The following is a 26,347-nucleotide window of genomic DNA, read 5'->3' on the forward strand; positions in this document are numbered from 1 at the left end:
TCATGTTGCAACCAAAACGTACTAAATTTAGAAAAATGCGTAAAGGTCGTAACCGTGGAGTTGCGGCAGCAGGTAATAAAGTAGACTTCGGTGAATTTGGCTTAAAGTCTACAGAAAATGGTCGCATCAATGCTCGTGAAATCGAAGCAGCGCGTCGTGCGATTACTCGTTATATCCGTCGTGGTGGTAAAGTTTATATCCGTGTTTTCCCCGATGTTCCAGTTACTGGTAAGCCATTAGAAGTTCGAATGGGTAGTGGTAAAGGTAACGTTGAGTACTGGGTAGCAAAAGTTCAACCAGGTCGTGTGCTTTTTGAAATTGAAGGTGTCACGGAAACTGTTGCTCGTGAAGCATTTAGACTTGCTTCTGCAAAGCTATCTGTTAAAACAGCGTTTGCTGAACGTACAGTTCTTTAAGAGGTAAAAAGTCATGAGTAAAGTATCTAAAGCAACTCAATTGAGAGATAAATCAGTTGAAGAATTAAGAAATGAAAAGCTTGATTTACAGCGCGGTTTATTTAATCTCCGTATGCAAAAAGCGACTGGTCAGCTATCAAAGTCACACCAGTTCAAAGAGTCTCGTAGACAGATTGCGAGAATTAACACAGTACTTGGTGAAATGAAAGAGGGTGGTAAATAATGACTACTGCTATTGAACAGCAACACGCTCGTACCGTCATTGGTACAGTAGTATCGAATAAGAGTGATAAAACCATTACTGTATATGTAGAAAGATTAGTAAAGCATCCTAAGTACAAAAAGTATGTAAAGCGCTCTACTAAGTTCTATGCGCATGATGAAGCGAATACATGTAACATCGGTGATATCGTTGAAATAAAACAAGTACGTCCTATTTCTAAGAAAAAAACTTGGGATTTAGTTCGTGTAGTTGAAGAGTCGAGAGGTTAATAATGATTCAGACGCAGACAGTTTTAGACGTAGCTGATAACTCTGGTGCACGTAAAGTTATGTGTATCAAAGTTCTTGGCGGTTCACATCGTCGATATGCTACCGTTGGGGATGTAATCAAAGTTTCTGTTAAAGAGGCTATTCCACGCGGACGTGCTAAAAAAGGTGATGTTTATAATGCAGTAGTAGTAAGAACTCGTAAGGGTGTTCGTCGTCAAGATGGTTCACTTATTAAGTTTGATGGTAATGCTGCTGTACTTCTTAATAATAACTTAGATCCGATCGGAACTCGTATCTTTGGCCCAGTAACTCGTGAGTTACGTGGTGAGAAGTTCATGAGAATTATTTCGCTTGCGCCTGAAGTTATCTAGTAAAGAGGATTATTAAATATGTCAAAAATCCGTAAAGGTGATGAAGTTGTAGTAATCGCGGGAAGCAGTAAAGGTCATCGTGGCAGCGTGCTTGAAGTGAAAGATGGACGTGTAAAAGTTGCTGGTGCAAACAAAGTAACTAAACATGTAAGACCTAACCCACAGCTCGGAATCGAGGGTGGCAAGGTTGAGCAGGAATCTTTCATCGATCTCTCTAACGTGATGATTTATAATCCTGAGACGAAAAAACAAGATAAAATCAAGATCGAAGTTACTGAAACCAAAGATGAAAGCGGTAAAGTAAAATTCGTTCGCGAAAGAGTTTTTAAATCTACAAATAAAAAAGTTGGTTAGTTTAAATACTTTTGCTATTATAGCCAGCTTATTTTATAAATAATTACTGTGCCAAACAGGATGTATCGCATTAAAAGACATATCCGTTTGGCATTGAGGAATATCATGAAAGCAAGATTAAAACAGTATTATGATGAAGTTGTAGTACCAAAACTTATTGAAGAGTTTGGCTACACTAATCCTATGGAAGTGCCAAAAATCACTAAAATCTCTTTAAATATGGGTGTTGGTGAAGCGGTACTTGATAAGAAAATCATGGATAATGCCGTAGCAGAATTAACTGCTATTGCAGGGCAAAAAGCGCAAGTAACCCTTTCAAGAAAATCGGTTGCTGGATTCAAAATTCGTGATGGTTGGCCTGTCGGTTGCCGTGTAACATTACGCCGCCAAACGATGTATGAATTTTTAGATCGCTTAATTAATATCTCTTTACCTCGAGTACGTGACTTCCGCGGTGTAAGTGCACGCTCATTTGATGGTGCAGGAAACTATAACTTTGGTATCAAAGAACAGATCGTTTTCCCTGAAATCGAATATGAGAAAGTAGATGCTACACGTGGGATGGACATTAGTATCGCAACGACAGCGAGAACTGACAAAGAAGCAAAAGCTTTATTAAGCGCTTTCAACTTCCCATTTCGTAATTAATTATAAAGCAGGAAATTATGGCTAAAGTATCAATGGTTAATCGTGAAAAGAAGCGTGCTGAGCTTGTTGCTAAGTATGCTGAAAAACGCGAGCAGTTAAAAAAGATTATTATTAGTGTTGACGCTACTGCAGAAGAGAAAGAAGCTGCAGTTATCGCACTTCAAAAATTACCAAGAGATTCTTCTCCATCTAGACGTCGTAGACGTTGTAGTATCACAGGCAGACCTCATGGTGTATACCGTAAGTTCGGTCTCGGAAGAAACAAGTTAAGAGAAATCACTATGCGTGGTGATATTCCTGGCTTAAGAAAAGCTAGCTGGTAGGAGAATTTTATAATGAGTATGCATGATCCAATTTCAGATATGCTAACCCGCATTCGCAATGCGCAAGTTTCTGAAAAAGTAAACGTTGAGATTCCTTTCTCTAACGTAAAAAAATCTATCGCTGATGTGCTTCTTGAAGAAGGTTACATCGCGGCAATTGATGTTGTAGGTGATAAAGCTTCTAATAAAAAATTAGTGCTTACACTTAAGTATTATCAAGGTAAGGCTGTTATTGAGCGCATCGAGCGAGTAAGTAAGCCAAGCCTCCGTGTCTATCGTGATAAAAACAGCTTGCCACAAGTTTTAGGTGGTTTAGGTATTGCGATTGTTTCAACTTCACAAGGTATGATGACTGACCACAAAGCGAGAACATTGTCGCTTGGTGGAGAAGTAATCTGCGTTGTAGCTTAATAGGGGGTTAGGATGTCACGTGTAGCTAAACAGAATATTACTGTTCCAGCGGGTGTTGAAATCACAATCTCTGGAAATAATGTAAAAGCAAAAGGTCCGAAGGGTGAAAATAGTCTTCAACTTCATTCATCAGTTGGAATTAAGCAAGAGGGTGCGGAATTAGTAATCGTGCCTGATTTAGAGCAAAGCAAAGGTAGTTACGCAATTGCTGGAACAATGCGTTCTTTAGTAAGTAACTTAGTTATCGGTGTTTCTGAAGGTTTCGAAAGAAAGCTTATTTTAAACGGTGTTGGTTATCGTGCTGCGGCACAAGGTTCAAACTTGAACCTTACCTTAGGTTTCTCTCACCCAATCGTTCATGCTATGCCAGAAGGTGTAACTTGTGAAACTCCTACACAAACAGAAGTTGTGATTAAAGGTGTTGATAAGCAAGTTGTTGGTCAAGTCGCTGCTAAAATTAGAGCGTATAGACCACCTGAGCCATATAAAGGTAAAGGCGTTCGTTATTCAGATGAAGTTGTTTCATTGAAAGAAGTTAAGAAGAAATAGGTGAGAACGATGAAAAAAAGAGACGCAAGATACAGAAGAAGCCTTAAAGCTCGTATCAAAATGAGAGAGTTGATGGTTGATCGTTTAACCGTACACAGAACTCCTCGCCATATCTATGCACAAGTAATTAGTGGTACAGATAATAAAGTATTAGCTGCGAGTTCAACACTTGTAGCAGATGTTAAATCTCAGATTAAAAATGGTGGTAACGTTGATGCTGCTGCTGTTGTAGGCAAAGATATTGCCGCAAAAGCAAAAGCAGCAGGTGTAACTAATGTTGCATTTGATCGCTCTGGATTTAAATATCATGGCCGCGTTAAAGCTCTAGCGGATGCAGCTAGAGAAGCTGGATTAGAGTTTTAATAAGGAAGGAAATTAAATGACTACAAAAGTTGAAAATCAAAATGCAGCATTAGCTGCAGATGGTTACCAAGAGAAGCTTGTTACAGTAAATCGTGTATCAAAAACAGTGAAAGGTGGTAGACAATTTGCTTTTGCTGCACTTACTGTAGTAGGTGATGGTAATGGTAAAGTTGGTTACGGTTATGCTAAAGCTAAAGAAGTGCCTGTAGCGATTAAGAAATCGATTGAGCAAGCTAAGCGTAATATCAAGACAGTTTCTTTGAATGGTGGTACACTACAGTACTCTGTTACCGGCGTTCATAATGCGGCTCGTGTTTATATGCAGCCAGCATCAGAAGGTACAGGAGTTATTGCCGGTGGTGCGATGCGTGCAGTGTTTGAAGTTGCAGGTGTTAAAGATGTACTTGCTAAGTGTCAAAACTCACGTAACCCTGTGAACGTTGTGCAAGCAACAATTAAAGGTTTAGCTGCAATGCAAACTCCAGAAGAGATTGCTGCGAAGCGTGGCAAATCTGTTGAGGAGATAAGAGGGTAAGTTATGACACAAAAAACTGTAAAAGTAACGCTTGTAAAGAGTACTAATAGCCGACTTCAGTCACATCGTGATTGTGTGAAAGGTTTAGGTTTGCGTCGTCTTCATCATACAGTAGAGGTTGTTGCCACTCCTGAAAATATGGGGATGATTAACAAAGTAGCTTACTTGCTTAAAGTTGAGTAGTTGGGGATAGGTAATCAAATGAAATTAAATACATTAAAACCTGCGTTTGGTAGTAAAACTAACCCAAAACGTGTAGGCCGTGGTTGTGGTTCTGGCTTAGGTAAGACAGCTGGTCGTGGACATAAAGGTCAACACTCTAGATCTGGTGGCTACCATAAAGTTGGGTTCGAAGGTGGACAACAACCTTTACAAAGAAGACTTCCAAAAGTGGGATTCAACTCACAAATTGGTTTAGTGACTGCAGAAGTACCATTATCAGCACTTAATAAAGTGGAAGGTAATGTGATCACGATGGCATCACTTATTGAAAGCAATATTCTTCCAGCGAAATATGAGCGTGCAAAAGTTATGCTTTCTGGTGAGATCAATAAAGCGGTCACCTTAAAAGGTATTCGTGTTACTAAAGGAGCTAAAGCGGCTATTGAGGCTGCAGGCGGCTCTGTTGAAGAGTAAATATGCAAAGAAATCAAGTAGGGGCTAATAACCTCGGACGTTTTTCAGGACTCTTGTCAAGACTATGGTTTTTAGTCTTGGCATTAGTAGTCTATAGAATTGGGGTCTATATTACACTGCCAGGGATTGATGCTGTTACGCTTTCAGAGGTAATGGATCAACAAGGACAGCAAGGTGGTATATCGGCAATGATTAATCTCTTCTCAGGTGGTGCATTTGAGAAGATGTCTGTGTTTATGCTTGGGGTAATGCCTTATATCACAGCTTCGATTGTCATTCAGATGTTATCTGTAGTATATGCTCCGCTCGAACAACTCAAAAAAGAGGGTGAGGCAGGTCGTCGTAAGATGACTCAGTATACCCGCTATATGACTATTGCTTTCGGGGTTGTGCAAGGGATTGTTTATTCAATTGCGATCATGAATGGTGGGTTTGTAAATGCCGAATTGGTAGTTATTCCGCCAGTGCTATTCGTTACACTTTCAACATTGACACTGGTAACAGGGACAATGTTTTTAGTCTGGTTAGGTGAACAGATTACTGAAAGAGGTATCGGTAATGGTATTTCAATGATCATCTTTGCAAGCATTCTAATGGGCGTACCCTCTTCGGTTGCGTTCCTATTTGAAACTGCGACCACTCAAGGTGGCGCAATGTGGTTGTTATTAGTTGTTCTGTTCTTGCTTGTATTGGCTGTAATTTTTGTGATTGTCTTTATTGAGCGTGGTCAGCGCCGTATTACAATTCAATATGCAAGAAGACAGCAAGGTAGAATGATGACGGTTGGTAATCAAACTAACCACCTGCCATTAAAACTCAATATGTCGGGAGTTATACCGGCAATCTTCGGTTCTGCGTTCCTATCCTTTGTTTATACCATTAGTACTGGTTTGAGCAAGGTAAATGTGCCGGAATTGACTGACGCGGATACAGGGCTTTGGGGGAGCTTTAGCTATTATGTATCCTTGACACTTAATAAGCTCGGATTTTACGGAGTGAAGTATTTCTCTATAGGGCAGCCAGCATATATGATATTATTTGCGGCTCTCATAATCTTCTTCTGTTTCTTCTATACTGCATTGCAGTTCAACTCTAAAGAGACAGCTGAAAACTTAAAGAGAAATGGTGGTTTTATACCTGGCATTCGCCCTGGAATTCATACATCGCAATATTTAGATAGAGTATTAACTCGAATTACCTTATGGGGCTCGCTCTATATTACAATTATCTGTCTATTGCCTGAATTCTTTAATGGTATAAGTCCTGTACAAATGTACTTCGGTGGAACCTCAATCCTGATTGCAGTTGTAGTCGTAATGGATTTAGTAACACAAATTCAAGCGTTGTTAATGTCTCAGCAGTATGAGTCTTTAATGAAAAAAGCAAATATTAGTTCAGCATTGAATGGTACCCCACCAAACTTTTAGTGAAATATATTGGAGTTAAGAATGAAAGTAAGAGCGTCAGTTAAGAAAATATGTCGCAAATGTAAGATTGTTAAACGCGCGGGTGTTGTACGTGTTATCTGTGAAGATGGACGTCATAAGCAACGCCAAGGTTAATAGTATTGAGTAATTTTAATTTATCAGGTAGAATGCTCTGCTTGATATAATATTAGGATAGGATTTATATGGCACGTATAGCAGGTATTAATATACCAGTAGCAAAGCATGTGATTATTTCACTGCAATCAATTTATGGTGTTGGTCCAACTCGTGCAGCAGCGATCTGTGCAGCGGCAAATGTTGACCCAACAACAAAAGTAAAAGACTTAACAGATGAGCAAGTTGATGCATTACGAGCTCAAGTAGGTGAGTATACTGTAGAAGGCGATTTGCGTCGTGAAGTTTCATTAAATATCAAACGTTTAATGGATCTCGGATGCTATCGTGGTATTCGTCATCGTCGTAGCTTACCTTTAAGAGGACAACGCACTAAGACTAATGCACGTACTCGTAAAGGTCCAAGAAGACTTGTTAAATAATTTGTTAGGGAAAATGTAAAATGGCAAAACCTTCAGTAAAAACGCGTAAACGCGTTAAAAGAAGTGTTGTTGACGGTATCGCACATGTTCAGGCATCATTCAACAACACAATCGTGACTATCTCTGATCGTCAAGGAAATGTACTTTCATGGGCAACTGCGGGTGGCTCAGGCTTCCGTGGATCAAGAAAGTCAACTCCATTTGCGGCACAGGTTGCAGCTGAGAGAGCTGGTACTGTAGCGCAAGAGTACGGTCTTAAAAATTTAGATGTAAATATCAGTGGCCCTGGTCCAGGACGTGATTCTGCAGTTCGTGCGCTTAATGCAATTGGCTATAAGATCACAAGCATCGCTGACGTAACACCCATTCCTCATAATGGTTGCCGTCCGCCGAAAAAGCGCAGAGTATAATATAAATTTTTAAGGAGTATAGATAGTCATGGCACGTTATATTGGCCCAAAATGTAAATTAGCAAGACGTGAAGGCACAGATCTCCACTTGAAATCTGGCGCACGTTCTTTCGAATCAAAATGTAAGCATGACAGAGCACCTGGTCAACACGGTGCTAAACCTGGTCGTACATCTGACTATGGTTTACAGTTACGCGAAAAACAAAAACTAAAAAGAATGTATGGATTGTTAGAGAAACAATTCCATCTTTACTATAAAGAAGCAGACCGTCGTAAAGGCTCTACTGGTGAAAACCTTTTAGAGATTCTTGAGTGTCGCTTAGATAATGTTGTATACCGTATGGGTTTTGCATCAACTCGTGCAGAAGCGCGTCAGTTAGTTAGTCATAACTCAATTTTAGTAAATGGTGAGAAGGTTAATATCCCTTCGTATCAATTGAAAGCAAATGATACAGTTTCTATTCGCGAGCGTTCTAAAAAGCAAGCACGTATTGCTTATGCTATGGAACTTGCAGAAGCAAATGGTTTAGTTGATTGGGTTTCGGTTGATAAAACAAAGATGGAAGGCGAGTTCAAGCGTGTTCCTGAGCGTTCAGATTTACCAGCAGATATTAACGAGTCATTAGTAGTAGAGTTGTACTCAAAATAATAAGCATATTGGTATTTTTTCGTTCCCTCTTATTATTTTAGATCAATCGGGTAAGTACATATGGCTTTAAATGAGTTGTTAACTCCACGTATTGTGGAGATCAAAACCGACGAAAATCACTTCTCTGAAATATCGCTAGAGCCTCTTGAGAGGGGCTTTGCGCATACTTTGGGAAATGCATTACGTCGTATTCTGCTGTCTTCGATGCCAGGTGCAGCGATTACAGAATGTGAAATTGATGGTGTTTCAAAAGAATATTCCGCAATTCCAGGAATGCATGAAGATGTTATCGATCTTCTGCAAAACCTCAAAGGGATTGCGATCATTCTTCATGATGCACCTGAAGCGTATATCACGTTAGATATTCAGGGACCATGTGTGGTGACGGCAGGTGATCTTGAAGTTCCACATAATATTGAAATAATCAATCCTGAACATGTAATTGCGAACCTTACTTCGAGTGGTTCCTTAAAAATGCGTATGAAGGTGGAAAGTGGTCGTGGTTATAGTACTGCGGCAAACCGTGAAACCGAAACAGGTGATAGTTCAACTATTTCACTTGGTCTCTTTAAGTTAGATACGACATTTAGTCCTGTAAATCGCGTAAGTTATCGTGTTGAAACTGCTCGTGTTGAGCAGCGTACTGACTTAGATAGACTCGTTATTGCATTAGAAACTAATGGAACTTTAGATCCTGAGCAGGCAATTCGTAATGCAGCAACGATCCTTCATGAGCAGTTGAATGTCTTTGTAGATCTTAAACCAATGCCGGAAGAAGAGCCTGTAGAGGAAGAGCCAGCATTTGAAATCGATCCTACATTATTAAGACCTGTTGATGATTTAGAGTTAACAGTTCGCTCTGCGAATTGTCTAAAAGCAGAGAGTGTATATTACATCGGTGATTTGATTCAAAAAACAGAAACAGAATTGCTCAAAACGCCTAATCTTGGTAAAAAATCATTAACGGAAATTAAAGATGTGTTGGCGCAATATGGTTTATCTTTAGGTATGACTTTAGATAATTGGCCACCGCCTAACTTAGATACCTCTAAGCCACCAGCATAATTTAATTATTTGAATAGGAAGTATAAAAATGCGTCATCGTAAAGCAGGTCGTGCATTTAGTCGCACATCAGCACATAGAAAAGCAATGTTCAAAAATATGTCTGTATCTATTCTTGAACATGAAATTATTAAGACTACACTCCCGAAAGCAAAAGAGCTTCGTCGTGAAGTAGAACCATTAATTACACTTGCTAAAGTTGATTCGGTTGCAAACCGTCGTAAAGCTTTTGCAATTCTTAGATCACGTGAGATGGTGACTAAACTTTTCGAAGTTTACGGTCCTCTCTTTAAAGATCGTAATGGTGGTTATCTCCGTATTTTGAAGTGTGGTTTCCGCCCTGGAGATAATGCTCCAATGGCTTATGTTGAATTTGTTGAGCGTCCAGCTAAAGCAAATGAAGCTGATGCCAGCTAAACCATAAATTATTTATTAGCCGGTTATTGTTATAGCCGGCTTTTTTATTTAACGGTCGAAAAGATGAAATTTTTCTTTTATCGAGACTCTCGTGTTATTCCTAAGGTTCCGCGGATCATTACTATTGGGGCTTTTGATGGGATACATTTAGGTCATCAAAAATTATTGCATAAGGTTAATGAGCTGCATAGAAATAATCCCGATGCAAAGCGGACACTTGTGACGTTTGAGCCGCTTCCTCATGAATTCTTTTTAAAAGAGAATTCGCCCGCAAGGATTATGTCGCTAAAAGAGAAATTAACCTACCTTAAAAAGAATCAATGGGTGGATGAAGTTATTATATTGCCCTTCACTGACCATCTGCGAGAAGAGTCTGCAGATCACTTTATTGATAAATTTTTAGTCGATCAACTCAATGTTAGAGGGATCGTGATTGGGGCTGATTTTCGCTTTGGAGCTAAGGCCGCAGGTTCTTTTGAGGATCTTGTTGCTGCTGGTAAAAAGTATGACTTTGAGGTGGTTCAAGAAGATTACTACTTTATTGGCGGGGTTCGGGTCTCTTCGACTTTGATCCGAGAAGCTTTAGCTGCTTCTAATTTTAATCAAGCTGAGCTCTATCTTGGTCGATCCTATGAAATAATGAGTCGAGTGGTCTATGGAAATCAGCTAGCGAGAAAATTGGGAACCGCGACTATCAATTTACCGTTAAAACGGTTTAAGCCCCCATTTACAGGTGTGTATAATGTAGAAACGACACTCTGTAAAACAGATGAGAAGTTAGTAGGCGTTGCCAATATCGGTTATCGACCTACTGTTGATGGCATAAAACCTAATTTAGAAGTACACTTACATAATATTAACCGCAACTTATATGGTGAAACATTTAGTGTTAGATTTCTCTCTAAAATTAGGGATGAAAAAAAATTTGAGAACATTGAAGCATTAAAAGCGCAGATCTTATTAGATGCGGAGGCTTCAAGAGATTATTTTAATCTTCAAAAGTAGGATGAGAACGTGAGTAAAACAAAAAAAATCGAAGAGAAAAATGACAATATCTATCGGGATACCTTAAACCTCCCGGAAACAGATTTTGCGATGAGAGGAAATCTTCCTAAACGTGAGCCTGAGTTTATTGAGTATTGGGATAAGATAGATCTCTATCATAAACAGCGTGAAGTTTTTCAAGGGAAACCTAAATTTATTCTTCATGATGGTCCTCCTTATGCTAATGGTGCGATCCATTTAGGACATGCGGTTAATAAGATCTTAAAAGATATTATTGTGAAATCGAGAGGACAATTAGGCTTCGATTCTCCCTATGTACAAGGGTGGGATTGCCACGGTCTTCCTATTGAACTTGTTGTTGAAAAGAAATATGGCAAAGTCGGCGATAAGCTCTCTCCGGCAGAGTTTCGCGCTAAGTGCCGTGAATTTGCAAAGAGTCAAATTGCGATTCAGGCAGATGGATTTAAGCGTTTAGGGGTACTCTCTTATGAAGAGAAGCCTTATTTGACGATGAATCAAGATGCAGAAGCCGATATTGTTTTAGCTCTAAAAGAGATTGTTAAAAAAGGTCATTTAGAGAAAGGGGCTAGACCTGTAAACTGGTGCCTCGACTGCGGTTCCTCATTAGCGGAAGCTGAAGTAGAGTATGCGGATAAAGTCTCTTATAGTATCGATGTTAAATTCCCCTTAGTGGATGTTGCTGCTTTCAGCGAGAAGATTGGGCAATCACTAGATGGGGAAGTTGCTGTTGTTATCTGGACAACCACGCCTTGGACGCTCCCAGGGAATGCGGCAGTCTCTGTTAATAGTGATTTTATCTATGCTTTAGTTGATAAGGCGGGTGATAAGCTTCTAGTCGCTAAAGATCTTGTTGAAGAGCTTGAAAAAAGCTGGGGTTGTCAATTACCAATACTCGCTGAGTTTGAAGGAGCACTATTAGAGAATCTTTTAGTGAGACATCCTATTGAAGAGGATCGAACTGTACCCTTGATTTTAGGAGATCACGTCACTCTCGATGCGGGAACTGGATTTGTTCATACAGCGCCGGCACATGGTGAGGAGGACTATGCTGTTGCCCTTGAGTATGGGGTTGAGTTTGAAAATCCTGTATTAGGTGATGGCACCTATATTGCTACAGTTCCCCATTTTGGTGGGAAAAATATTCGTGGCATTGAACCAGAAATGATTCAATTCTTAACGGAGAAAGGGATCTTAATTCATAGTGGTAAGATTACTCATAGCTATGCTCACTGCTGGCGCCATAAAACACCAACAATCTACCGCGCAACGCCACAATGGTTTATCAGTATGGATAAGCAAGGTTTACGTCAAGAAGTTCTCGATCAAATCGATCAAGTACAATTTATTCCGACATGGGGTAGAGAGCGTCTTTATGGCATGATAGAAGGGCGTGGTGATTGGTGTATCTCTCGTCAACGCTATTGGGGTGTGCCGATTCCTTTCTTCTTACATAAAGAGACAGGGGAACTCCATCCTGAGACCGATCGTTTGATGGAAGAGGTTGCGGAGCGAATTCGTAAAGATGGTTTAGAAGCATGGTTTAGTGCTTCTGTTGAAGATTACCTTCCAGCAGAAGAGGCGGCGCTTTATCAGAAAAATAGAGATACCTTAGATGTTTGGTTTGATTCAGGAACAACTCACTTTAGTGTTTTAGCACGTCGCCCTGAGTTAAGTTATCCCGCGGATCTTTACTTAGAAGGTTCAGACCAACATCGCGGTTGGTTTAACTCATCAATTATTACTTCTGTTGCGATTAATGGCGTAGCTCCTTATCGTGCGTTATTGACTCATGGATTTACCGTCGATGCGAAGGGCCGTAAGATGTCTAAGTCCTTAGGCAATGGTGTTGAGCCAGCGGATGTCATCGATAAAATGGGTGCGGATGTTCTTCGTCTTTGGGTCTCTTCAACTGATTACCGTGGAGAGATTCCTGTATCAGATGAGATTTTAAAGAGAACTTCAGAGACCTATCGCCGTATTCGTAATACTGTGCGTTTCCTCTTAGCGAATACTAATGAATTTGATCTTGAGACAAATGGCTTAAGTTTCGAAGAAATGCTTCCGCTTGATCGCTGGATTGTTGCAAGAGCATTAGAGATTCAAGAAGAGATTAAAGAAGCATATCTTGATTACTCCTTCCACAATGTCTATCAGAAACTACAATATTTCTGCTCAATCGATTTAGGAAGTTTCTATCTCGATATTATTAAAGATCGTCAATATACCGCTGCGAAAGAATCTGTAGCGAGACGTTCAGCACAGACGGCACTCTATCATGTTTTAGAAGCCTTGGTTCGTTGGATGGCACCTATTCTTACCTTTACTGCAGAAGAGGTTTGGTTAGCGATGCGTGATCGTGGTAATGAGCGTTTAGAATCTGTTTTCTTAACTGAGTTCTATGATGGCTTGATGCCACTATCTGAATCTGATCCATTCAATACTGAGTATTGGAACCGCCTATTAGCAATTCGAGGGGCAGCTTCAAAAGTGATTGAAGGCTTACGTACCGAAGGGAAGGTTGGTTCTTCATTGCAGACTCGCATTACGATCTATGCAAGCGATGCATTAGTAGCGGATGTAGGTCGTCTTGAAGATGAACTACGCTTTGTCTTACTCTCCTCTTATGCAGAAGTGAAACCATTAGCGGAGGCACCTGCATCATTAGAGCAACATCTCCTAGAGGGAGAAAAGTTTGCTGTTGAGGTAGAGGTTTTAGGGGACGATTATCAGAAATGTGTCAGATGTTGGCACCATCGTGAAGAAGTTGGAAAAAATAGTGAGCATCCACTTCTTTGTGATCGTTGTATCGAAAATCTATCACCGGAAGGGGAAGAGCGTCACTATGCGTAAATCATCTCATCAAGAGAAGCCAGTGAATATCTATTTCTGGACGATCTTTGTGATGGCCGGTGTTCTTCTTGATTTTGGAACTAAATATGCCGCAGAGCACCTCTTATTGTACGGGGAAAGTATCCCCGTCTTTAAGGGACTTAGCTGGACATTAGTCTATAATCCTGGATCAGCCTTTAGCTTCTTAGCTAATCAGGGTGGTTGGCAACGCTGGTTCTTTGTTGCGATTACAGTTGTGATCTCTCTGATCCTGTTTTTCTGGATTAAGCGCACATCACCGGCGGAGAAGCTATTAAGATTGGGTTTAGCTGCGGTTTTAGTCGGTGCAATTGGAAATTTAATCGATCGTGTTGTCTTAGGGCATGTGGTCGATTTTATTCATGTTTATATTAGAGATTGGCACTTTCCGATCTTTAATGTTGCCGATATCTTTGTTACAACCGGCGTTGTATTTATTCTTCTCTCATCATTTACTGAGAAGCGACAACAACGTGAAGAGCAACAGAGCTAAAGGTTACGGTATAGCACTTAAGATCATTTAAATACTCGATTATAGTGGTAGATATTCAATGAGCAGATATCAATGAGTAGATATTAATGAATAGAGATTAATGAGAGCATATGAAAGTGTCTCAGCGTGTATAAGATCGTAAGAACGCAAGAGTGTATTGAATAGATGTATATTGTCACGTACTTATCGTAGACGTGGTAGATCAGGGGCTAGCAGATAGGATAAAACTATGGCAGATGATAAATCAACACTGGAGAAAATTTTAGAACATAATCGCGAGTTTGTTGACTCTAAAGAGTATGATCATCTTTGTACTGATAAGTACCCCAATAAAGAGCTTGCTATTTTAACCTGCATGGATGCGCGTATTGTAGAGCTTCTCCCTAAAGCGATGGGAATTCGTAATGGGGATGCGAAGATAATCAAGAATGCCGGCGCACTTATTAGCCATCCATGGGGAGCTGTAATGCGAAGTCTTTTAGTTGCGGCGCTTGAGTTTAATGTTAAAGAGATTATGGTTGTCGGTCATACCGATTGTGGTATGCGTGGATTTGATCCGGAGCATCTTCTCGATAAGGCGCGTAAATTTGGTATCACAGATGGAACTATTACGACCTTGAGAAATGCCGGTATCGATCTAGATGGCTGGTTGCGTGGTTTTGATAATGTGGGCGATAGTGTCCGTTATACAGTCGATCAGATCCGAAATCATCCATTAATGCCGGGCCGAGTTGTGGTGCATGGTTTAGTGATTCACCCAACAACGGGAAAACTACATACAGTTGTCAATGGTTATGTAGAGAATGTTAATCTACTTGAAACACCTAATGGTGCATCGAGCAATAATTTAGTAGAAGAGAATAATGACTAAGAAGATTTTTTTAGCCAACCCTCGAGGTTTTTGTGCCGGAGTAGATCGGGCAATTAGTATTGTAGAGCGAGCGCTCGATCTCTTTGGGGCTCCTATCTATGTTCGTCATGAGGTTGTGCATAATAAATATGTGGTCGATAGTCTGAAAGATCGTGGAGCAATCTTTGTGGATGAGTTAGATGAGGTTCCAGATGGAAAGATTGTTATCTTTTCAGCTCATGGGGTTTCAAAAGCGGTGCAAGATAATGCTAAAGAGCGTGGGCTTGAGGTGTTTGATGCAACATGTCCATTGGTAACAAAGGTGCATTTAGAGGTCTCTCGTTTTGCGAAAGATGCGATGGATACCGTATTAATAGGTCATGCCGGACATCCAGAGGTGATTGGAACGATGGGGCAATTTGATTCTCGTTACGGTGGGGAGATTCATCTTATTGAGGATTTAGAGGATGCTGATCGTTTAACAGTGAAAGATCCCTCAAAGATCGCTTATGTGACGCAAACGACACTCTCTTTAGATGATACCTCCCAAATTATTGATCGTTTACGAGAGCGCTTTCCTGAAATTCAGGGACCGAAGAAGAGCGATATCTGTTATGCTACCCAAAATCGTCAAGATGCAGTAAAAACGCTAGCTGAAAATTGCACATTGATCTTAGTTGTGGGTTCTAAAAATAGCTCTAACTCTAATCGTTTACGTGAGCTTGCGGAGAAAGAGGGAGCTAAAAGTTATCTTATCGATCGGGCGACAGATATAGATCTCGATTGGTTAGCAGGGCACGATAATCTTGGAGTGACCGCAGGGGCTTCAGCACCCGATATCTTGGTAAAAGAGGTGATCACCTATCTACAAGAGAAGCGTGGTTATCAGTTAGTAGGTGATATGCCGGGTATTGAAGAGAATATTGTTTTTCCACTTCCCCGTCTTCTTCGTCCTTCAGAGGATGAATCAAAAGCAGATGCTGATTTAGAGTAGTCGATTGAATGACTGAAATTAAAAAGCCATATAAAACTAAAGTCGAAGCTAAAGCCTGAAGTCGAAAGCAAAATCACAAAATCACAAAATTACAAAATTACAAAAAATAAAACCGAAGCGATTCAGATTAAGATCTAAAATGGCTTCGGTTTTTATTTAGAGGCAGGTTAAAAATGGTTTAAAACTATCTGAAACCTATTTGAAAACTATTTGAAAAACGTTAGATGTGGTGAGACTCAAGCAGTTGAGTCTCTTTTTAGAGAAAAGTTCTTTAGAGAAAGAGCTTAAATGCCGGATTCTCATTCTCATCTTCAAATTGATACCCAAGCTCATCGAGGAATGATTGGAAGGAGCCATCTTGAAGATCGTTCTCTGGCACCTGCATACCGATTAGAACACGTCCATAATCTGAGCCATGATTACGATAATGGAAAAGACTAATATTCCATCTACCCGCTAACATCGATAAGAATTGCAAAAGTGCACCCGGTCTCTCAGGAAATTCAAAGCGAAAGAGTCGCTCATTTTCAGCATCTGCTTTTCCACCAACCATATGGCGGATATGAAGTTTTGCCATCTCATTATCACTTAGATCAACCACATCTAATTGATGACTACTCAATCTTTCAAGAATCTGCTGCTTCTCTTCATCACCCCGACTTAGTTGTAAGCCGACAAAGATAACTGCTTCAGAAGGATTACCATAACGGTAATTAAATTCGGTAATACTACGTTTGCCGATTAGATTGATAAAGTTTTGAAAACTACCGGGAGATTCAGGGATTTTTACGGCAATAAGCGCCTCATTTCTTTCCCCTAACTCTGCTCTCTCTGCGACATATCGAAGTCGATCAAAGTTGATATTTGCACCGCTGAGGATGCCGGCAACATTTTTAAAACCTGCGTTTGGATGTGCTTGAAGATATTTTTTAATGCCGGCAACGCTCAGAGCACCTGATGGTTCGCTGAGTGCTCTTGTATTGTTGAAGATATCTTTCATTGCAGCACAGAGCTCATCTGTCGAAACCGTTATAATCTCATCGACATATTTTTGACATAGTTCGAAGGTCTTTTCGCCAACGAGTTTAACGGCAGTTCCATCGGCAAATGTTCCTACTTGTGGAAGATTGATACGCTCACCACTTTCGAGCGAAACCTTCATCGAGGCAGATTCTTCAGGTTCTACGCCAATAATTTTACAATTGGGAGCGATAAATTTGACATAAGCCGCTACACCGGCAATTAAACCGCCACCTCCCACCGGGATAAAGATCGCATCAAGATCGGGTTTCTGATCGAGCATCTCTTTACCGATCGTTCCTTGCCCTGAGATAACGGCAAGGTCATCGAAAGGATGAATAAAGCTCTTTCCTTCAATTTCTGAAAGGTGGAGGGCATGGGCATAAGCTTCATCAAAGTTATTGCCGTGGAGAATCACATTTGCCCCCATTTCACGGCAAGCATTTACTTTAAGAAGTGGCGCTGAGGTGGGCATCACAATCGTAGTATTGAGCTTAAGATGCAGCCCACTTAGCGCAACTCCTTGCGCGTGGTTACCGGCAGAAGCACAGACAACCCCTTTCGCTTTCTCTTCATCACTCAGTTGAAAAATTCGATTAAATGCACCTCTAATTTTGAAGGAGAAGATCGGTTGAAGATCTTCTCTTTTGAGCCAAATATTACATTTTAGTTGTTGGCTAAGAAGATAGAGATGGTCTAATTGCGTATTTTTTGCAACATCGTAGACACGGGCCGATAAAATATCCCGGATTAATGAATTCATGAGTGTGTAACCTTTGTTCTTATAAGATGCGCTAGAAGAGGCAGAGCAAGTCTATCGATGTTATGGCTCTTACCTGATCTATTTAAAGCGTGACTGATCTTTTAGGGAGCGGGTCGTTTAATCAACTCCCTATTTTGATCCCCCTTGATTATTTAGTTTCGTCCCCCTTTAAAAGGGTATAAAAAAGAAACTAAGATTACAGAATGCCTTAGCAAGATTGAGGAATCAAGTATTAGTTGTAACTATTCTTAAAGGCATATTATTTGGGTTTGGGTGCACTATTTTGTGTTCGTGAACTATTGATAAAATGGTTGATAAAGTGACATATATCTCTAAATTGCGCTTCTAAAGAGGCGGTTGTAAGGTGGTAGGAGGGAATAGGCACCTGAAAGTAATCTAGTGCCCTTTGGGTAATTTCGGTAATAAAAGATTCAGAACCGATCGCTAAAGAGATCGACTCTCTCCTCTTTTGTGCTTGCGCTAATATTTTTGGGATTTCTTTAGGCGTCGCTACGATAAATTCTACCTTTGATGTTGCTTGATTATTGCCAGTAGGCTCGACCATCTCAAAGAGGGTTGTAATGGGAAGAGTCAAAGGGTGGTCATTTTCTAGAAGAATTCTTTGACGAAAAAAGGGACGAATAATTGTTGGGATAAAGTGCCAATTTTCGATGGGATTCTCACGGATTTCTGTGGCTGAGATAGGGAAGAGATCTCGCGGAGGATCGATCAATTGTACGGGGAGTTGAAAGAGTTTTTCATAATGAACCTTATCTTGGGGTTCGCTACTAAAGATAAGGGTAGGGGTGATCTTTAACGTGCTTAAAGTGCTCTTGAGCCGGTCACTCCAGGCTTCCCAGCCATTGGGGTAGGAGGGAATACCATCCTCATTAAAATCATATAAAAAGATCCCGGGAATCTCATTAAGACAGATCTTTGCCCAGTGGAGCCTATCTTCAATGGTCGGTTGAGTTGTAAAGGCGCTGCTTTGATAGAGCTCCTCATCGCGATCTGTTTCGCTACAAACAAAAATATGTAGTTGATCAACACTCAATTTTGCCGTGAGAATCATGCTAATGTGCCCTTGATGCAGGGGATAAAATTTTCCAACAATAAGACCAATTTTTTTCATAAGTGATAGTAATTTTATAATAAGTTGTTCATGTTATAATATTATGCCTTTGGTAACAGATAATAAAGGTCTTTGGCAGAGGGGAGGGATCGTGATAATTTCTCTCTTTTAACGCTACTCTTTTAATACTTTATAATCGCAGGAATTGATATCGAGATAATTCCGCTTTTCTTTTAGAGAATATTTGCATGATAACATCGATTTTAACAGGTAGTTTCTTATGGGCAGGGAGTCTGATTACTCTGTTACTCTATATTGTTTTTATTTTAGCGGTATGTGTCAAAATTATTATGGATAATACAAGTGCAAGTAAGACCCTAGGGTATCTTGTACTGATTGTCTTTTTGCCACTCTTCGGAGTTATCCTCTATCTCTCGTTAGGGGTTAACTATCGAAATAAGGCGATGTATGACAAAAAGCTAGAATATAACGATGATCTTAAAGATAAGATTTATGAGTATACTAAGCATATTGAGAATAATCCTCAAGCGATTGATAATCCTGTTATTGAGCAATTTAAACGGCTTGCCCATTCTGTTTCTACAGAAGATATTCATTGGATGAGTTTAAATAATGATGTCAAACTCTTAAAAAATGGTGAGAATAAATATCCAGAGGTCTTAAAAGAGATTGCTGCTGCAAAGGAGACGATCCATATCGAGTATTACATTGTCCGTAATGATGGGATCGGTAATCAGATTAAAGATCTTCTGATTAAAAAAGCGAAAGAGGGTGTTAAAGTCCGTTTTATCTACGATGATTTTGGTAGTAAAAAGATCCGCGGAGATTTTGCTCAAGAGATGCGAGATGCAGGTATTGAGGTCTATCCTTTTAGAAAATTACTCTTTATCTTCTGGGCTAATCGTGTTAATTATCGTAATCACCGTAAAATTATTGTGATTGATGGACGGGTCGGCTTTGTTGGCGGCATTAATGTTGGTGATGATTATATCAATGTGCCGGGCAGCGGAAAACCCATATTGCGAGATATGCATGTGCGTTTAGAGGGTTATAGCTGTTATGCTTTACAACATATCTTCCTATCAGATTGGAATTTCTGTGCAAAGCAGAAGATTGAACCGAATGCAGAATTATTTCCGGTAGATATGCGTGAAAAGCAGGGTAATACTGCGGTGCAGATTGTGGCAAGTGGCCCCGATTCACCAGAACCATATATTATGAACTCGATCATTCAGGCTATTGCGTTGGCGAAGAAAGAGGTACTGATTACGACCCCTTACTTTATTCCAACAGAGCAGATCTTAACGATGTTGAAAATAGCCGCAAGAAGTCAGGTGAAAGTTAAATTATTGGTGCCGGAGCGTACCAACTCTCTTTTAGTTCGAATGGCGAGTCGCGCGCTCTATCTCGATCTACTACGAGCAGGGGTTGAGATCTACCATTATCAGAAAGGTCTTATCCATGCCAAAACAAGTGTCTATGATCGAAGCTTAGCGATGATCGGAACGGCAAATATGGATATTAGAAGCTTTGATTTGAACTTTGAAGTGAATGCTATTATGTACGATCGAGATTTTGCCGAGAAGATGACGGCACAATATTATGAGGATCTAGAAAGTTCAGTTCAGGTGACATTGGAAGAGTGGGAAAAACGACCTAAATATAAGGTTTTTGCAGATAAGGTTGTCTACTTAGCCTCCTCATTGCTTTAATTGATAGAGCTTAATCGATAGAGCGATCAGTCCGCGAGGATCTTTAAAGAGCAGCTTCCTGATGGAGCTGCTTTTTATATCTCTATCTTTATCTCTATCTCTTTTGATGCACTTGCCTCCCTGTTTTAAATAGAGTTAGGCGCTAAACGTTCTGCGAGATATTGTTGCTCCGTGAGTGTAAGTTGTGTTAATCCTTTTCGAAGCAGAAAGTGCAGGGTGACAAGGCCGCTATTGGGCTTAAACTTCTCCCCATCGAGAAGCGCTTCCATGACTATATCCGGTGTTAAGGCATGAAAAGCCTCTACTTCACCATCATTAATCTGTGGTTTAAAAGAGGGCGGGATGGGTAGATCAAAGATAAAGATCGATTCATCTCGAATACTTTTATGGTATTCCGTTAAGTAATTAAAGGGGGTAATAAATGTGAGAGATTGAGTCGTCTCTTGTGGGATATTCGCCTCCTCCATCGCCTCTCGTTTAGCCGTCTCTGAGGGGATCTCCCCATAACTTAATCCCCCGGCGGCAATATTATCGAGCTTATGAGGTTCAATTAATTTAAGTTTAGAGCGCTGAGCAAGCCAGAGATGAGAGATAGAGGTCTGTGAGTGATGTTCCACCGGTACATAACCATTAATATGCACCCCAAAAACTCTAAATCCTAAAAAGGGGGCAACACCACGCTCAATTGTAAAGAGTGCGTTTTTCAAGATCTCATTTCGGCGATAGATACCATAAGCTTCATCACGCCAGTTAGTGATAATGCCGGCGAGTCGTAGCGCTTCTGAAAATTGTGCAAGAGAGTAGCTTCGCTCTTCAAAAGAGGCGGCGATAAATTGGGGGGTAAAGGCGAGAGTTGAATCTGTACGATTGAGAAGAAAGAGCTCAGGGAAGTGGGCTATTGTTGCGATATTATCTCGATGAACCCAGCCAATAATCTCTGTTTGAAAGTAGAGTGGCCAATAGTTAGAGAAGTTGGGTTTTGGAAGATACTTAAAGAGATTAGAGAGCATATTAAGTGATTGCGTTAGATAAAAGAGTGGGCACTTATTGATCCTTTAAGAATAGAAATTCTATAGAGATCTTTAAATAATGCCCACACTTTCTCGCTATTTTTCTTATTGATAGAGATTTAAATAGAAAACTTGATAAAAGTTTTGGTAGAAGCCTTATTAATCATTGTGCTAACGATTAGTAGCGACGTAATGTCTGTGTGATATCTGCCGCAAGGGAATCTGCAATTTTCTGCAATGCTCGATTGTATGCTACAACTCCACCTTCTGCGTCATAACTTCGGCTAGGCTCTGTAACATTATAGGTAAATGTTTTGATAATCTTATTATTGTGATTATTGATGAGGCGTGCTTGTAGTTTCAAGACAATGTGATTATCAGTTGCATTGGGAAAAATCTGATTCATCTCTAAGAGAGTAATGTCGAGACGATTTTGCGCAGTAACACTATTAGGCGCCATCACGACATATTGAAATAGTGCGCGGTTCTCCAAATCTTGAGTGATAAGAGATTGAATTAATTGTGCCGGTGGAGCAACCCAATCGCTTTTGGTATAGCTCTCAATCTCATTCGGAGAGCGACTATAGGTCATATCGGTTGAGAGTCGACCGATCGATTTTACTTGAGAAACCATTAAAGAGGGAAGTGCTCGATTGCCTGTCGCAACGCTATTTTCTGCTGGGCTTAAGGTAAAGCTCTTCTTCGGTGGTGCAGATGCACATCCTACCATGATAAGGGGAAGTGCAAAAAAGAGGATAAGTTTTTGCAAACGCTTCATAGATATTCTCCTGATAGAGGCTATCGCCTTTGGAAAAGATAGATAATAGATAGATAATAGATAGATAAGTAGGTATTTAAATTAAAATAGAATGTTAGGGGTAAGGCGCGGAAATCAGCTCTGATCCCCGCTCTTAAAGGGCTATATTATTTATTCCCCAGGACCGGGTTGCTGTTTAGGTTTACCTAAGATAATCGAGTTTGGTGCCGCTTCAAGCTCTTGCATAAAGAGAGAGAAGTTGTAGAGCGCATTCTCTAGCGTTGGTAAAATCGATTGCAAATTACTATTTGTCTCTTCACCTAAATCATTCCAAGTCCCTAGCGTTGATTGAGCACTATCTAACGTCTTATTAACATTGACAGTTGTCTGCTCAAGTTGCTTTGAAGCCCCTTGGATCTGCTTTGCAAATTCACCGATAGCTGTAGCAGCTTCTTTAATTTTTGGTTGAATGGTATCAATCGTATCACTTGCTTTCTCTGTTAATGTATTAACTTTTCCCCCAATACCAGCAAGATCGGCAGTAAATGCATTGGTGTTACTTAAAATATTGGAGAAATTATCGATATTTTCAGTTGTTAAGATCGATCCCATCTTTTTAGAGAGCTCTGTCAGTGATTTGGTAATATTATCGAGCGCCTCATCTAATCGACGAGCGAGGGAAGGGCCATTTTGAATCGTCGGAATAGGATCCATTTTTGTCGGAAGAAGAGCTCCTGCTTGAGGCGTTCCACCGCTTAAGCTTACATTAACAATACCGGTAATACCTCGGTTGATGAGCTCTGCTTTTGTATCTTTCTTAATGGGGGTGCCGACATCAATATTGAGGAAGATTGTCACATAGCGAGGATCTTCCTGATTGAGCTCGATTTTACCAACCTTACCGACATTTACTCCGCGATAATCGATCGGTGAGTTGACCGATAAGCCTGCAACCGACTCATTGGTAACGACTTTATATTCAATCGTATTAACCTTTTCAAAGCCATTTGTGAGCCAAATGACTAAGGCAATAAGGCATGCGATAAATCCGAGTACAAAAGCGCCGACAATAGTGTAATTAAATTTGTGTTCCATGTGCCTCTCCAACTATGCGTCCACGTGGACCTTGGAAATAGTGTTGAATTAAAGGATTATCATTTTTAACCAGTTCAGCGATAGGTTGATAGGCGATCAACTTTTTATCACCTAAAAATGCGACCTGATCTGAGATGGCCCAGATAGAATCTAAGTCATGTGTCACCATAACCACTGTCAGGTTGAGTGATTCTTTTAACTGCCGCATAAGATCATCAAATTCAGCAGCAGAGACAGGATCGAGTCCCGCCGTGGGCTCATCTAAAAAGAGGAGTTCCGGGTCGAGAGCGAGTGCTCTTGCTAAGCTTGCACGCTTAATCATCCCGCCCGAGAGATCTTTCGGTAGGAGATTGGCAGCTTGGGGCTTTAAGCCCGAGAGCGTTAATTTTAGCATCGCAACCTCTTCCATCTCTTTACGGCTCAATTTTGTATGCTCTTGGAGCGGCACCATAATATTCTCTAGTACCGTTAGTGAACTAAAGAGTGCACCTCCCTGAAAGAGCATTCCAAAGGTTTGACGTAGTTTTTGAGCCTCTTTATGGGTCGATCCCCAAACGGGTTGATTAAAGAGATAGACCTGCCCCTTTGTCGGTTTTTGTAACATGATAATACAGCGAAGAAGGGTGGTTTTTCCAGAGCCTGATCCGCCAACAAGGGCAACTAACTCCCCTTTTTTAACAGTCATATTGAGATCTTCATGAACCGAGTGGGTTCCAAAGCTGTTGTAGATATGTTCAACACGAATCACATCATCATTATTTACAGCTTGAGATTGTGGCATTGCAATTTTAACTTCACTCATCGATCGATCTCCTTATAAACCAACATTGCGCATCAAGATGGAGAAGAGCGCGACGATGACAATAACATAGAAGATAGATTGAACAACGGCTTTCGTTGTCTGTTGTCCGACACTATCTGCACCACCTTGCACTTGAAACCCTTGGTAGCATCCCACTAAAGTGATCACAATTGCAAAGACAGGAGCTTGAACAATTCCCACTAAGAGCGAACGCCAAGTAACCGCATTAGGAATCGTTGTAATAAATTCACCAAAAGAGATATCGAGATAGATGGCAGCAAGACACATACTGCCGAAGATCGCCATCATATCGGCAAAGAGTGTGAGTAGCGGTAGAGAGACTGCTAATGCATACATCTTAGGTAAAACAAGCTGATCGTAGCGATTGATTCCAATTGTCTCTAAGGCATCAACCTCCTCATTGACCACCATTGTTCCAATCTGTGCGGCATAAGCCGCTCCTGTTCGTCCGGCGATGATAATAGCCGTTAAGAGAGGTCCTAAGACACGTAATATTGCTACGGTGGAGAAATCAACAATATAGATACTTGCACCAAACATCTGCAGAAGACTTCCCGCTTGATAAGAGATAACGGCACCGATCAAGAAGTTGAGAAGACCGATAATCGGTAGCGCCATAACCCCTGCATTTTGGATATTAGCCCAAAATGCACTCCATCTAATCTTCCATGGAGTGAAGGCGCGTTGTGTTGCAATAACTGAAATCTCACCAATAAATTCGATAAATTTTTGAATCTCATCGAGTAGGTAGATGGTAAACATCCCAACTCGTTTGGTAAAGCTATTGTGATTATCGGGTGCCGCTAATTGAATGCCGGCATCTTCGATACGAGATTTAATATAGAGATAGAGATCAAGTTGCTTCTTCTCAAACCCCTGATAATCAACTTTGCTCTCTTTTGGAAGGCTTTTGAGCGCAATATAGAGCTCCTGACATCCTGTGGTGTCGATCTGGCTTAGCTTTGAGCCATCGACTATCACATCCTTTAGAGTTGCAATTTGTGGCTGTATCTTATCCGATGCGAGCTGAATTTCTCGCAAATTAGATAGCGTCCACTGCCCATCTATTATGATTGTATTGTTATCAATCGTTATCATTTTGTTTGACTCATTAGTAACGGATATAAAAGTACCAAAATACCGGCATCAAAATTATAAGTAAATTATCAATAAAATTATTAATCAAATTAACAATCAAATTAACAAAATTAACAATTAAATTGTCAGCTAAATTGTTAACTCAGTTATCGATTAATAGCCATTGATTATGCGATATAAATTAATAGATCAATCGAATAGATAGATCAAATTAGATAGATCAAATAGACGCATTGGGTAGAAATATCGAATAAAAGTCTCGATATATCTGTATGTCGTTATGTTGCTATCTCATCATACAGCATATTGATATGCTTGATATTGATCTATCGAAATATTACTGTATCGCAAGTTATTCTATGCCCAATCGATACTTTTGGGGAATCTGATGATCGTCGACATTTATCAACAATCATCAATATTGTACGTGGAACAAAGGGGATTAGCGAGGATTAACTTTACGCCAAGCGGCTGGATTTTGTTGATGTCCTGGTTGAGACCAAATACCCCGTTTAGCGGCTTTTGCATCTCGTTCTGCCTGATAATATTGTGGATCATTATTATATTGTTGGTAGACAACTGCTTCACCTAAGCGAACCATCTCAAGTCCGATATCTTTTTTTTGATAGAAGAGTTGTGCCACATAGCGTTGATAGTGATCTCGATCTCTAATTCTCAGCGTAATCATACCATCTTTCTCCTTTGGAAGAAGTTTTATCAGTGCCGATTTTGCCCGTTCTCCCCACGGTTTTTGCCCCATCTCCGGTGCATCCATCCCCCAAATTCTCACTCTAATTTTTTGCCACTTTCCCTTGGGATCTCCCGATTGTGAGCAAGTAGTAGGGCAGATCGCTGTGATTGAATCACCATCACTAATATGACTGACTTTACAGGGGCATTGATATCCCTTCTTAAGTTGAATAGTCGGTTTTGAGGCGGAGGTTGCTTGCGGTTTCTCTAGAAAAAAGGAGCTAGCAAAGATCGCTGCAAAGAGGAGCGCGACCACTATTTTTCCGCGTTGTTCACGTCTAATTTTACCCAATAAGTTTTTTAAATAATATTTAATCGCTTTTGAGTATTGATATTTCATCTCGATATTGTGTTGGCGTAATTAAAAAGTTAAA

General features: G+C 40.3%; 34 protein-coding genes. 26 read left to right on the forward strand and 8 right to left on the reverse strand.

Features of this window, described 5'->3' with window-relative positions; all coding sequences use genetic code 11:
- Window positions 1-2 precede the first annotated feature (2 nt).
- From rplP to ispH, 25 genes are all read left to right on the forward strand, one after another.
- Window positions 3-416: a 50S ribosomal protein L16 gene (gene rplP, locus DC077_RS03870; protein WP_109200822.1), complete on the forward strand. Its 414-nt coding sequence runs from the start codon at window positions 3-5 to the stop codon at window positions 414-416.
- 13 nt (window positions 417-429) lie between these two features.
- Window positions 430-639: a 50S ribosomal protein L29 gene (gene rpmC / locus DC077_RS03875; protein ID WP_109200821.1), complete on the forward strand. Its 210-nt coding sequence runs from the start codon at window positions 430-432 to the stop codon at window positions 637-639.
- Window positions 639-908 carry a 30S ribosomal protein S17 gene (gene rpsQ, locus DC077_RS03880; protein WP_109200820.1) on the forward strand — a complete coding sequence of 90 codons (270 nt, stop codon included), beginning with the start codon at window positions 639-641 and terminating at the stop codon, window positions 906-908. The genes rpmC and rpsQ overlap by 1 nt, the downstream gene beginning before the upstream one ends.
- 2 nt (window positions 909-910) lie before the next feature.
- Window positions 911-1,279 carry a 50S ribosomal protein L14 gene (gene rplN, locus DC077_RS03885; RefSeq protein ID WP_094566726.1) on the forward strand — a complete coding sequence of 123 codons (369 nt, stop codon included), beginning with the start codon at window positions 911-913 and terminating at the stop codon, window positions 1,277-1,279.
- 18 nt (window positions 1,280-1,297) lie between these two features.
- A complete protein-coding gene (gene rplX / locus DC077_RS03890) occupies window positions 1,298-1,633 on the forward strand; it encodes a 50S ribosomal protein L24 (protein WP_109200819.1) in 336 nt (111 codons plus the stop codon).
- Between the two features lie 105 nt (window positions 1,634-1,738).
- Window positions 1,739-2,281, forward strand: coding sequence for a 50S ribosomal protein L5 (rplE, locus tag DC077_RS03895; protein WP_109200818.1), 543 nt, complete (start codon window positions 1,739-1,741; stop codon window positions 2,279-2,281).
- Window positions 2,282-2,298: 17 nt separating this feature from the next.
- Window positions 2,299-2,604 carry a 30S ribosomal protein S14 gene (rpsN, locus tag DC077_RS03900; protein ID WP_094566729.1) on the forward strand — a complete coding sequence of 102 codons (306 nt, stop codon included), beginning with the start codon at window positions 2,299-2,301 and terminating at the stop codon, window positions 2,602-2,604.
- A gap of 12 nt (window positions 2,605-2,616) precedes the next feature.
- Complete coding sequence (gene rpsH, locus DC077_RS03905; RefSeq protein WP_109200817.1) at window positions 2,617-3,015, forward strand: 30S ribosomal protein S8; 399 nt, start codon at window positions 2,617-2,619, stop codon at window positions 3,013-3,015.
- A 12-nt stretch (window positions 3,016-3,027) separates the two neighbouring features.
- Complete coding sequence (gene rplF / locus DC077_RS03910; RefSeq protein ID WP_109200816.1) at window positions 3,028-3,564, forward strand: 50S ribosomal protein L6; 537 nt, start codon at window positions 3,028-3,030, stop codon at window positions 3,562-3,564.
- A 9-nt stretch (window positions 3,565-3,573) separates the two neighbouring features.
- Window positions 3,574-3,927 (forward strand): 50S ribosomal protein L18, encoded by a 354-nt coding sequence (gene rplR, locus DC077_RS03915; protein ID WP_094566732.1) that lies wholly within the window; start codon window positions 3,574-3,576, stop codon window positions 3,925-3,927.
- A 16-nt stretch (window positions 3,928-3,943) separates the two neighbouring features.
- A complete protein-coding gene (gene rpsE / locus DC077_RS03920) occupies window positions 3,944-4,462 on the forward strand; it encodes a 30S ribosomal protein S5 (protein ID WP_109200815.1) in 519 nt (172 codons plus the stop codon).
- Between the two features lie 3 nt (window positions 4,463-4,465).
- Window positions 4,466-4,645: a 50S ribosomal protein L30 gene (gene rpmD, locus DC077_RS03925; protein WP_109200814.1), complete on the forward strand. Its 180-nt coding sequence runs from the start codon at window positions 4,466-4,468 to the stop codon at window positions 4,643-4,645.
- A gap of 18 nt (window positions 4,646-4,663) precedes the next feature.
- A complete protein-coding gene (gene rplO, locus DC077_RS03930) occupies window positions 4,664-5,098 on the forward strand; it encodes a 50S ribosomal protein L15 (RefSeq protein WP_109200813.1) in 435 nt (144 codons plus the stop codon).
- A gap of 2 nt (window positions 5,099-5,100) precedes the next feature.
- Window positions 5,101-6,525: a preprotein translocase subunit SecY gene (gene secY / locus DC077_RS03935; protein ID WP_109200812.1), complete on the forward strand. Its 1,425-nt coding sequence runs from the start codon at window positions 5,101-5,103 to the stop codon at window positions 6,523-6,525.
- A gap of 21 nt (window positions 6,526-6,546) precedes the next feature.
- Window positions 6,547-6,660, forward strand: coding sequence for a 50S ribosomal protein L36 (rpmJ, locus tag DC077_RS03940; protein WP_094566737.1), 114 nt, complete (start codon window positions 6,547-6,549; stop codon window positions 6,658-6,660).
- A gap of 68 nt (window positions 6,661-6,728) precedes the next feature.
- Window positions 6,729-7,082: a 30S ribosomal protein S13 gene (rpsM, locus tag DC077_RS03945; protein WP_094566738.1), complete on the forward strand. Its 354-nt coding sequence runs from the start codon at window positions 6,729-6,731 to the stop codon at window positions 7,080-7,082.
- A gap of 20 nt (window positions 7,083-7,102) precedes the next feature.
- Window positions 7,103-7,492, forward strand: a complete 390-nt coding sequence (gene rpsK, locus DC077_RS03950; protein WP_109200811.1) for a 30S ribosomal protein S11 — start codon at window positions 7,103-7,105, stop codon at window positions 7,490-7,492.
- Window positions 7,493-7,520: 28 nt separating this feature from the next.
- Complete coding sequence (gene rpsD, locus DC077_RS03955) at window positions 7,521-8,141, forward strand: 30S ribosomal protein S4 (RefSeq protein WP_109200810.1); 621 nt, start codon at window positions 7,521-7,523, stop codon at window positions 8,139-8,141.
- A gap of 60 nt (window positions 8,142-8,201) precedes the next feature.
- The gene (locus tag DC077_RS03960; protein ID WP_109200809.1) at window positions 8,202-9,206 is read left to right on the forward strand and encodes a DNA-directed RNA polymerase subunit alpha; all 1,005 of its coding nucleotides are present in this window, start codon (window positions 8,202-8,204) and stop codon (window positions 9,204-9,206) included.
- A gap of 28 nt (window positions 9,207-9,234) precedes the next feature.
- Window positions 9,235-9,621 carry a 50S ribosomal protein L17 gene (gene rplQ, locus DC077_RS03965; protein WP_109200808.1) on the forward strand — a complete coding sequence of 129 codons (387 nt, stop codon included), beginning with the start codon at window positions 9,235-9,237 and terminating at the stop codon, window positions 9,619-9,621.
- A 63-nt stretch (window positions 9,622-9,684) separates the two neighbouring features.
- Window positions 9,685-10,626, forward strand: coding sequence for a bifunctional riboflavin kinase/FAD synthetase (ribF, locus tag DC077_RS03970; RefSeq protein ID WP_109200807.1), 942 nt, complete (start codon window positions 9,685-9,687; stop codon window positions 10,624-10,626).
- Between the two features lie 9 nt (window positions 10,627-10,635).
- Window positions 10,636-13,497, forward strand: coding sequence for an isoleucine--tRNA ligase (gene ileS / locus DC077_RS03975; RefSeq protein WP_109200806.1), 2,862 nt, complete (start codon window positions 10,636-10,638; stop codon window positions 13,495-13,497).
- Complete coding sequence (gene lspA, locus DC077_RS03980; protein ID WP_109200805.1) at window positions 13,490-14,008, forward strand: signal peptidase II; 519 nt, start codon at window positions 13,490-13,492, stop codon at window positions 14,006-14,008. The genes ileS and lspA overlap by 8 nt, the downstream gene beginning before the upstream one ends.
- Window positions 14,009-14,237: 229 nt before the next feature.
- Window positions 14,238-14,879: a beta-class carbonic anhydrase gene (locus DC077_RS03985; protein ID WP_109200804.1), complete on the forward strand. Its 642-nt coding sequence runs from the start codon at window positions 14,238-14,240 to the stop codon at window positions 14,877-14,879.
- Complete coding sequence (gene ispH / locus DC077_RS03990) at window positions 14,872-15,852, forward strand: 4-hydroxy-3-methylbut-2-enyl diphosphate reductase (protein ID WP_109200803.1); 981 nt, start codon at window positions 14,872-14,874, stop codon at window positions 15,850-15,852. Before DC077_RS03985 ends, ispH begins: the two co-directional genes overlap by 8 nt.
- A gap of 271 nt (window positions 15,853-16,123) precedes the next feature.
- Here the strand turns inward: ispH and ilvA are convergent, their stop codons facing one another.
- Both ilvA and DC077_RS04000 read right to left on the reverse strand, forming a co-directional pair.
- Window positions 16,124-17,635, reverse strand: coding sequence for a threonine ammonia-lyase, biosynthetic (gene ilvA / locus DC077_RS03995; protein WP_109200802.1), 1,512 nt, complete (start codon window positions 17,633-17,635; stop codon window positions 16,124-16,126).
- A 259-nt stretch (window positions 17,636-17,894) separates the two neighbouring features.
- On the reverse strand, window positions 17,895-18,767 hold the full coding sequence (locus DC077_RS04000; RefSeq protein WP_109200801.1) for an adenylyltransferase/cytidyltransferase family protein: 873 nt from the start codon (window positions 18,765-18,767) through the stop codon (window positions 17,895-17,897).
- A gap of 188 nt (window positions 18,768-18,955) precedes the next feature.
- Here DC077_RS04000 and cls point away from each other — a divergent pair, with 188 nt between their 5' ends.
- A complete protein-coding gene (cls, locus tag DC077_RS04005) occupies window positions 18,956-20,440 on the forward strand; it encodes a cardiolipin synthase (RefSeq protein WP_109200800.1) in 1,485 nt (494 codons plus the stop codon).
- 125 nt (window positions 20,441-20,565) lie between these two features.
- Here cls and DC077_RS04010 read toward each other — a convergent pair whose 3' ends face one another.
- The 6 genes from DC077_RS04010 to DC077_RS04035 all read right to left on the reverse strand — a co-directional run bounded on the left by DC077_RS04010 (window position 20,566) and on the right by DC077_RS04035 (window position 26,313).
- Window positions 20,566-21,450 carry an NUDIX hydrolase gene (locus tag DC077_RS04010; protein WP_109200799.1) on the reverse strand — a complete coding sequence of 295 codons (885 nt, stop codon included), beginning with the start codon at window positions 21,448-21,450 and terminating at the stop codon, window positions 20,566-20,568.
- Window positions 21,451-21,628: 178 nt separating this feature from the next.
- Window positions 21,629-22,228 carry an ABC-type transport auxiliary lipoprotein family protein gene (locus DC077_RS04015; RefSeq protein WP_109200798.1) on the reverse strand — a complete coding sequence of 200 codons (600 nt, stop codon included), beginning with the start codon at window positions 22,226-22,228 and terminating at the stop codon, window positions 21,629-21,631.
- 150 nt (window positions 22,229-22,378) lie between these two features.
- A complete protein-coding gene (locus DC077_RS04020) occupies window positions 22,379-23,302 on the reverse strand; it encodes an MlaD family protein (RefSeq protein ID WP_109200797.1) in 924 nt (307 codons plus the stop codon).
- Window positions 23,286-24,104, reverse strand: a complete 819-nt coding sequence (locus DC077_RS04025; protein WP_239990235.1) for an ABC transporter ATP-binding protein — start codon at window positions 24,102-24,104, stop codon at window positions 23,286-23,288. Before DC077_RS04025 ends, DC077_RS04020 begins: the two co-directional genes overlap by 17 nt.
- 12 nt (window positions 24,105-24,116) lie before the next feature.
- The gene (locus DC077_RS04030) at window positions 24,117-25,223 is read right to left on the reverse strand and encodes an MlaE family ABC transporter permease (protein WP_109200796.1); all 1,107 of its coding nucleotides are present in this window, start codon (window positions 25,221-25,223) and stop codon (window positions 24,117-24,119) included.
- Window positions 25,224-25,665: 442 nt separating this feature from the next.
- Window positions 25,666-26,313 carry a thermonuclease family protein gene (locus DC077_RS04035; protein WP_109200795.1) on the reverse strand — a complete coding sequence of 216 codons (648 nt, stop codon included), beginning with the start codon at window positions 26,311-26,313 and terminating at the stop codon, window positions 25,666-25,668.
- Window positions 26,314-26,347: the final 34 nt, after the last annotated feature.

The organism is Ignatzschineria cameli (genome assembly GCF_003121895.1).
Taxonomy (GTDB): domain Bacteria; phylum Pseudomonadota; class Gammaproteobacteria; order Cardiobacteriales; family Wohlfahrtiimonadaceae; genus Ignatzschineria; species Ignatzschineria cameli.

Coding starts and splice junctions, on each gene's coding strand:
- lspA (WP_109200805.1), top strand. CDS start 13,490: ATGCGTAAATCATCTCATCAAGAGAAGCCAGTGAATATCTATTTCTGG.
- cls (WP_109200800.1), top strand. CDS start 18,956: ATGATAACATCGATTTTAACAGGTAGTTTCTTATGGGCAGGGAGTCTG.
- rpsE (WP_109200815.1), top strand. CDS start 3,944: ATGACTACAAAAGTTGAAAATCAAAATGCAGCATTAGCTGCAGATGGT.
- rpmD (WP_109200814.1), top strand. CDS start 4,466: ATGACACAAAAAACTGTAAAAGTAACGCTTGTAAAGAGTACTAATAGC.
- rpsD (WP_109200810.1), top strand. CDS start 7,521: ATGGCACGTTATATTGGCCCAAAATGTAAATTAGCAAGACGTGAAGGC.
- secY (WP_109200812.1), top strand. CDS start 5,101: ATGCAAAGAAATCAAGTAGGGGCTAATAACCTCGGACGTTTTTCAGGA.
- ribF (WP_109200807.1), top strand. CDS start 9,685: ATGAAATTTTTCTTTTATCGAGACTCTCGTGTTATTCCTAAGGTTCCG.
- DC077_RS04025 (WP_239990235.1), bottom strand. CDS start 24,104: ATGAGTGAAGTTAAAATTGCAATGCCACAATCTCAAGCTGTAAATAAT.
- rpsK (WP_109200811.1), top strand. CDS start 7,103: ATGGCAAAACCTTCAGTAAAAACGCGTAAACGCGTTAAAAGAAGTGTT.
- rplX (WP_109200819.1), top strand. CDS start 1,298: ATGTCAAAAATCCGTAAAGGTGATGAAGTTGTAGTAATCGCGGGAAGC.
- rpsH (WP_109200817.1), top strand. CDS start 2,617: ATGAGTATGCATGATCCAATTTCAGATATGCTAACCCGCATTCGCAAT.
- ispH (WP_109200803.1), top strand. CDS start 14,872: ATGACTAAGAAGATTTTTTTAGCCAACCCTCGAGGTTTTTGTGCCGGA.
- ilvA (WP_109200802.1), bottom strand. CDS start 17,635: ATGAATTCATTAATCCGGGATATTTTATCGGCCCGTGTCTACGATGTT.
- rpsQ (WP_109200820.1), top strand. CDS start 639: ATGACTACTGCTATTGAACAGCAACACGCTCGTACCGTCATTGGTACA.
- rplF (WP_109200816.1), top strand. CDS start 3,028: ATGTCACGTGTAGCTAAACAGAATATTACTGTTCCAGCGGGTGTTGAA.
- DC077_RS04015 (WP_109200798.1), bottom strand. CDS start 22,228: ATGAAGCGTTTGCAAAAACTTATCCTCTTTTTTGCACTTCCCCTTATC.
- DC077_RS04030 (WP_109200796.1), bottom strand. CDS start 25,223: ATGATAACGATTGATAACAATACAATCATAATAGATGGGCAGTGGACG.
- DC077_RS03960 (WP_109200809.1), top strand. CDS start 8,202: ATGGCTTTAAATGAGTTGTTAACTCCACGTATTGTGGAGATCAAAACC.
- DC077_RS03985 (WP_109200804.1), top strand. CDS start 14,238: ATGGCAGATGATAAATCAACACTGGAGAAAATTTTAGAACATAATCGC.
- DC077_RS04020 (WP_109200797.1), bottom strand. CDS start 23,302: ATGGAACACAAATTTAATTACACTATTGTCGGCGCTTTTGTACTCGGA.
- rplN (WP_094566726.1), top strand. CDS start 911: ATGATTCAGACGCAGACAGTTTTAGACGTAGCTGATAACTCTGGTGCA.
- rpmJ (WP_094566737.1), top strand. CDS start 6,547: ATGAAAGTAAGAGCGTCAGTTAAGAAAATATGTCGCAAATGTAAGATT.
- rpsM (WP_094566738.1), top strand. CDS start 6,729: ATGGCACGTATAGCAGGTATTAATATACCAGTAGCAAAGCATGTGATT.
- DC077_RS04035 (WP_109200795.1), bottom strand. CDS start 26,313: ATGAAATATCAATACTCAAAAGCGATTAAATATTATTTAAAAAACTTA.
- DC077_RS04000 (WP_109200801.1), bottom strand. CDS start 18,767: ATGAAAAAAATTGGTCTTATTGTTGGAAAATTTTATCCCCTGCATCAA.
- rplQ (WP_109200808.1), top strand. CDS start 9,235: ATGCGTCATCGTAAAGCAGGTCGTGCATTTAGTCGCACATCAGCACAT.
- rplE (WP_109200818.1), top strand. CDS start 1,739: ATGAAAGCAAGATTAAAACAGTATTATGATGAAGTTGTAGTACCAAAA.
- rplR (WP_094566732.1), top strand. CDS start 3,574: ATGAAAAAAAGAGACGCAAGATACAGAAGAAGCCTTAAAGCTCGTATC.
- DC077_RS04010 (WP_109200799.1), bottom strand. CDS start 21,450: ATGCTCTCTAATCTCTTTAAGTATCTTCCAAAACCCAACTTCTCTAAC.
- rpmC (WP_109200821.1), top strand. CDS start 430: ATGAGTAAAGTATCTAAAGCAACTCAATTGAGAGATAAATCAGTTGAA.
- rplP (WP_109200822.1), top strand. CDS start 3: ATGTTGCAACCAAAACGTACTAAATTTAGAAAAATGCGTAAAGGTCGT.
- rpsN (WP_094566729.1), top strand. CDS start 2,299: ATGGCTAAAGTATCAATGGTTAATCGTGAAAAGAAGCGTGCTGAGCTT.
- rplO (WP_109200813.1), top strand. CDS start 4,664: ATGAAATTAAATACATTAAAACCTGCGTTTGGTAGTAAAACTAACCCA.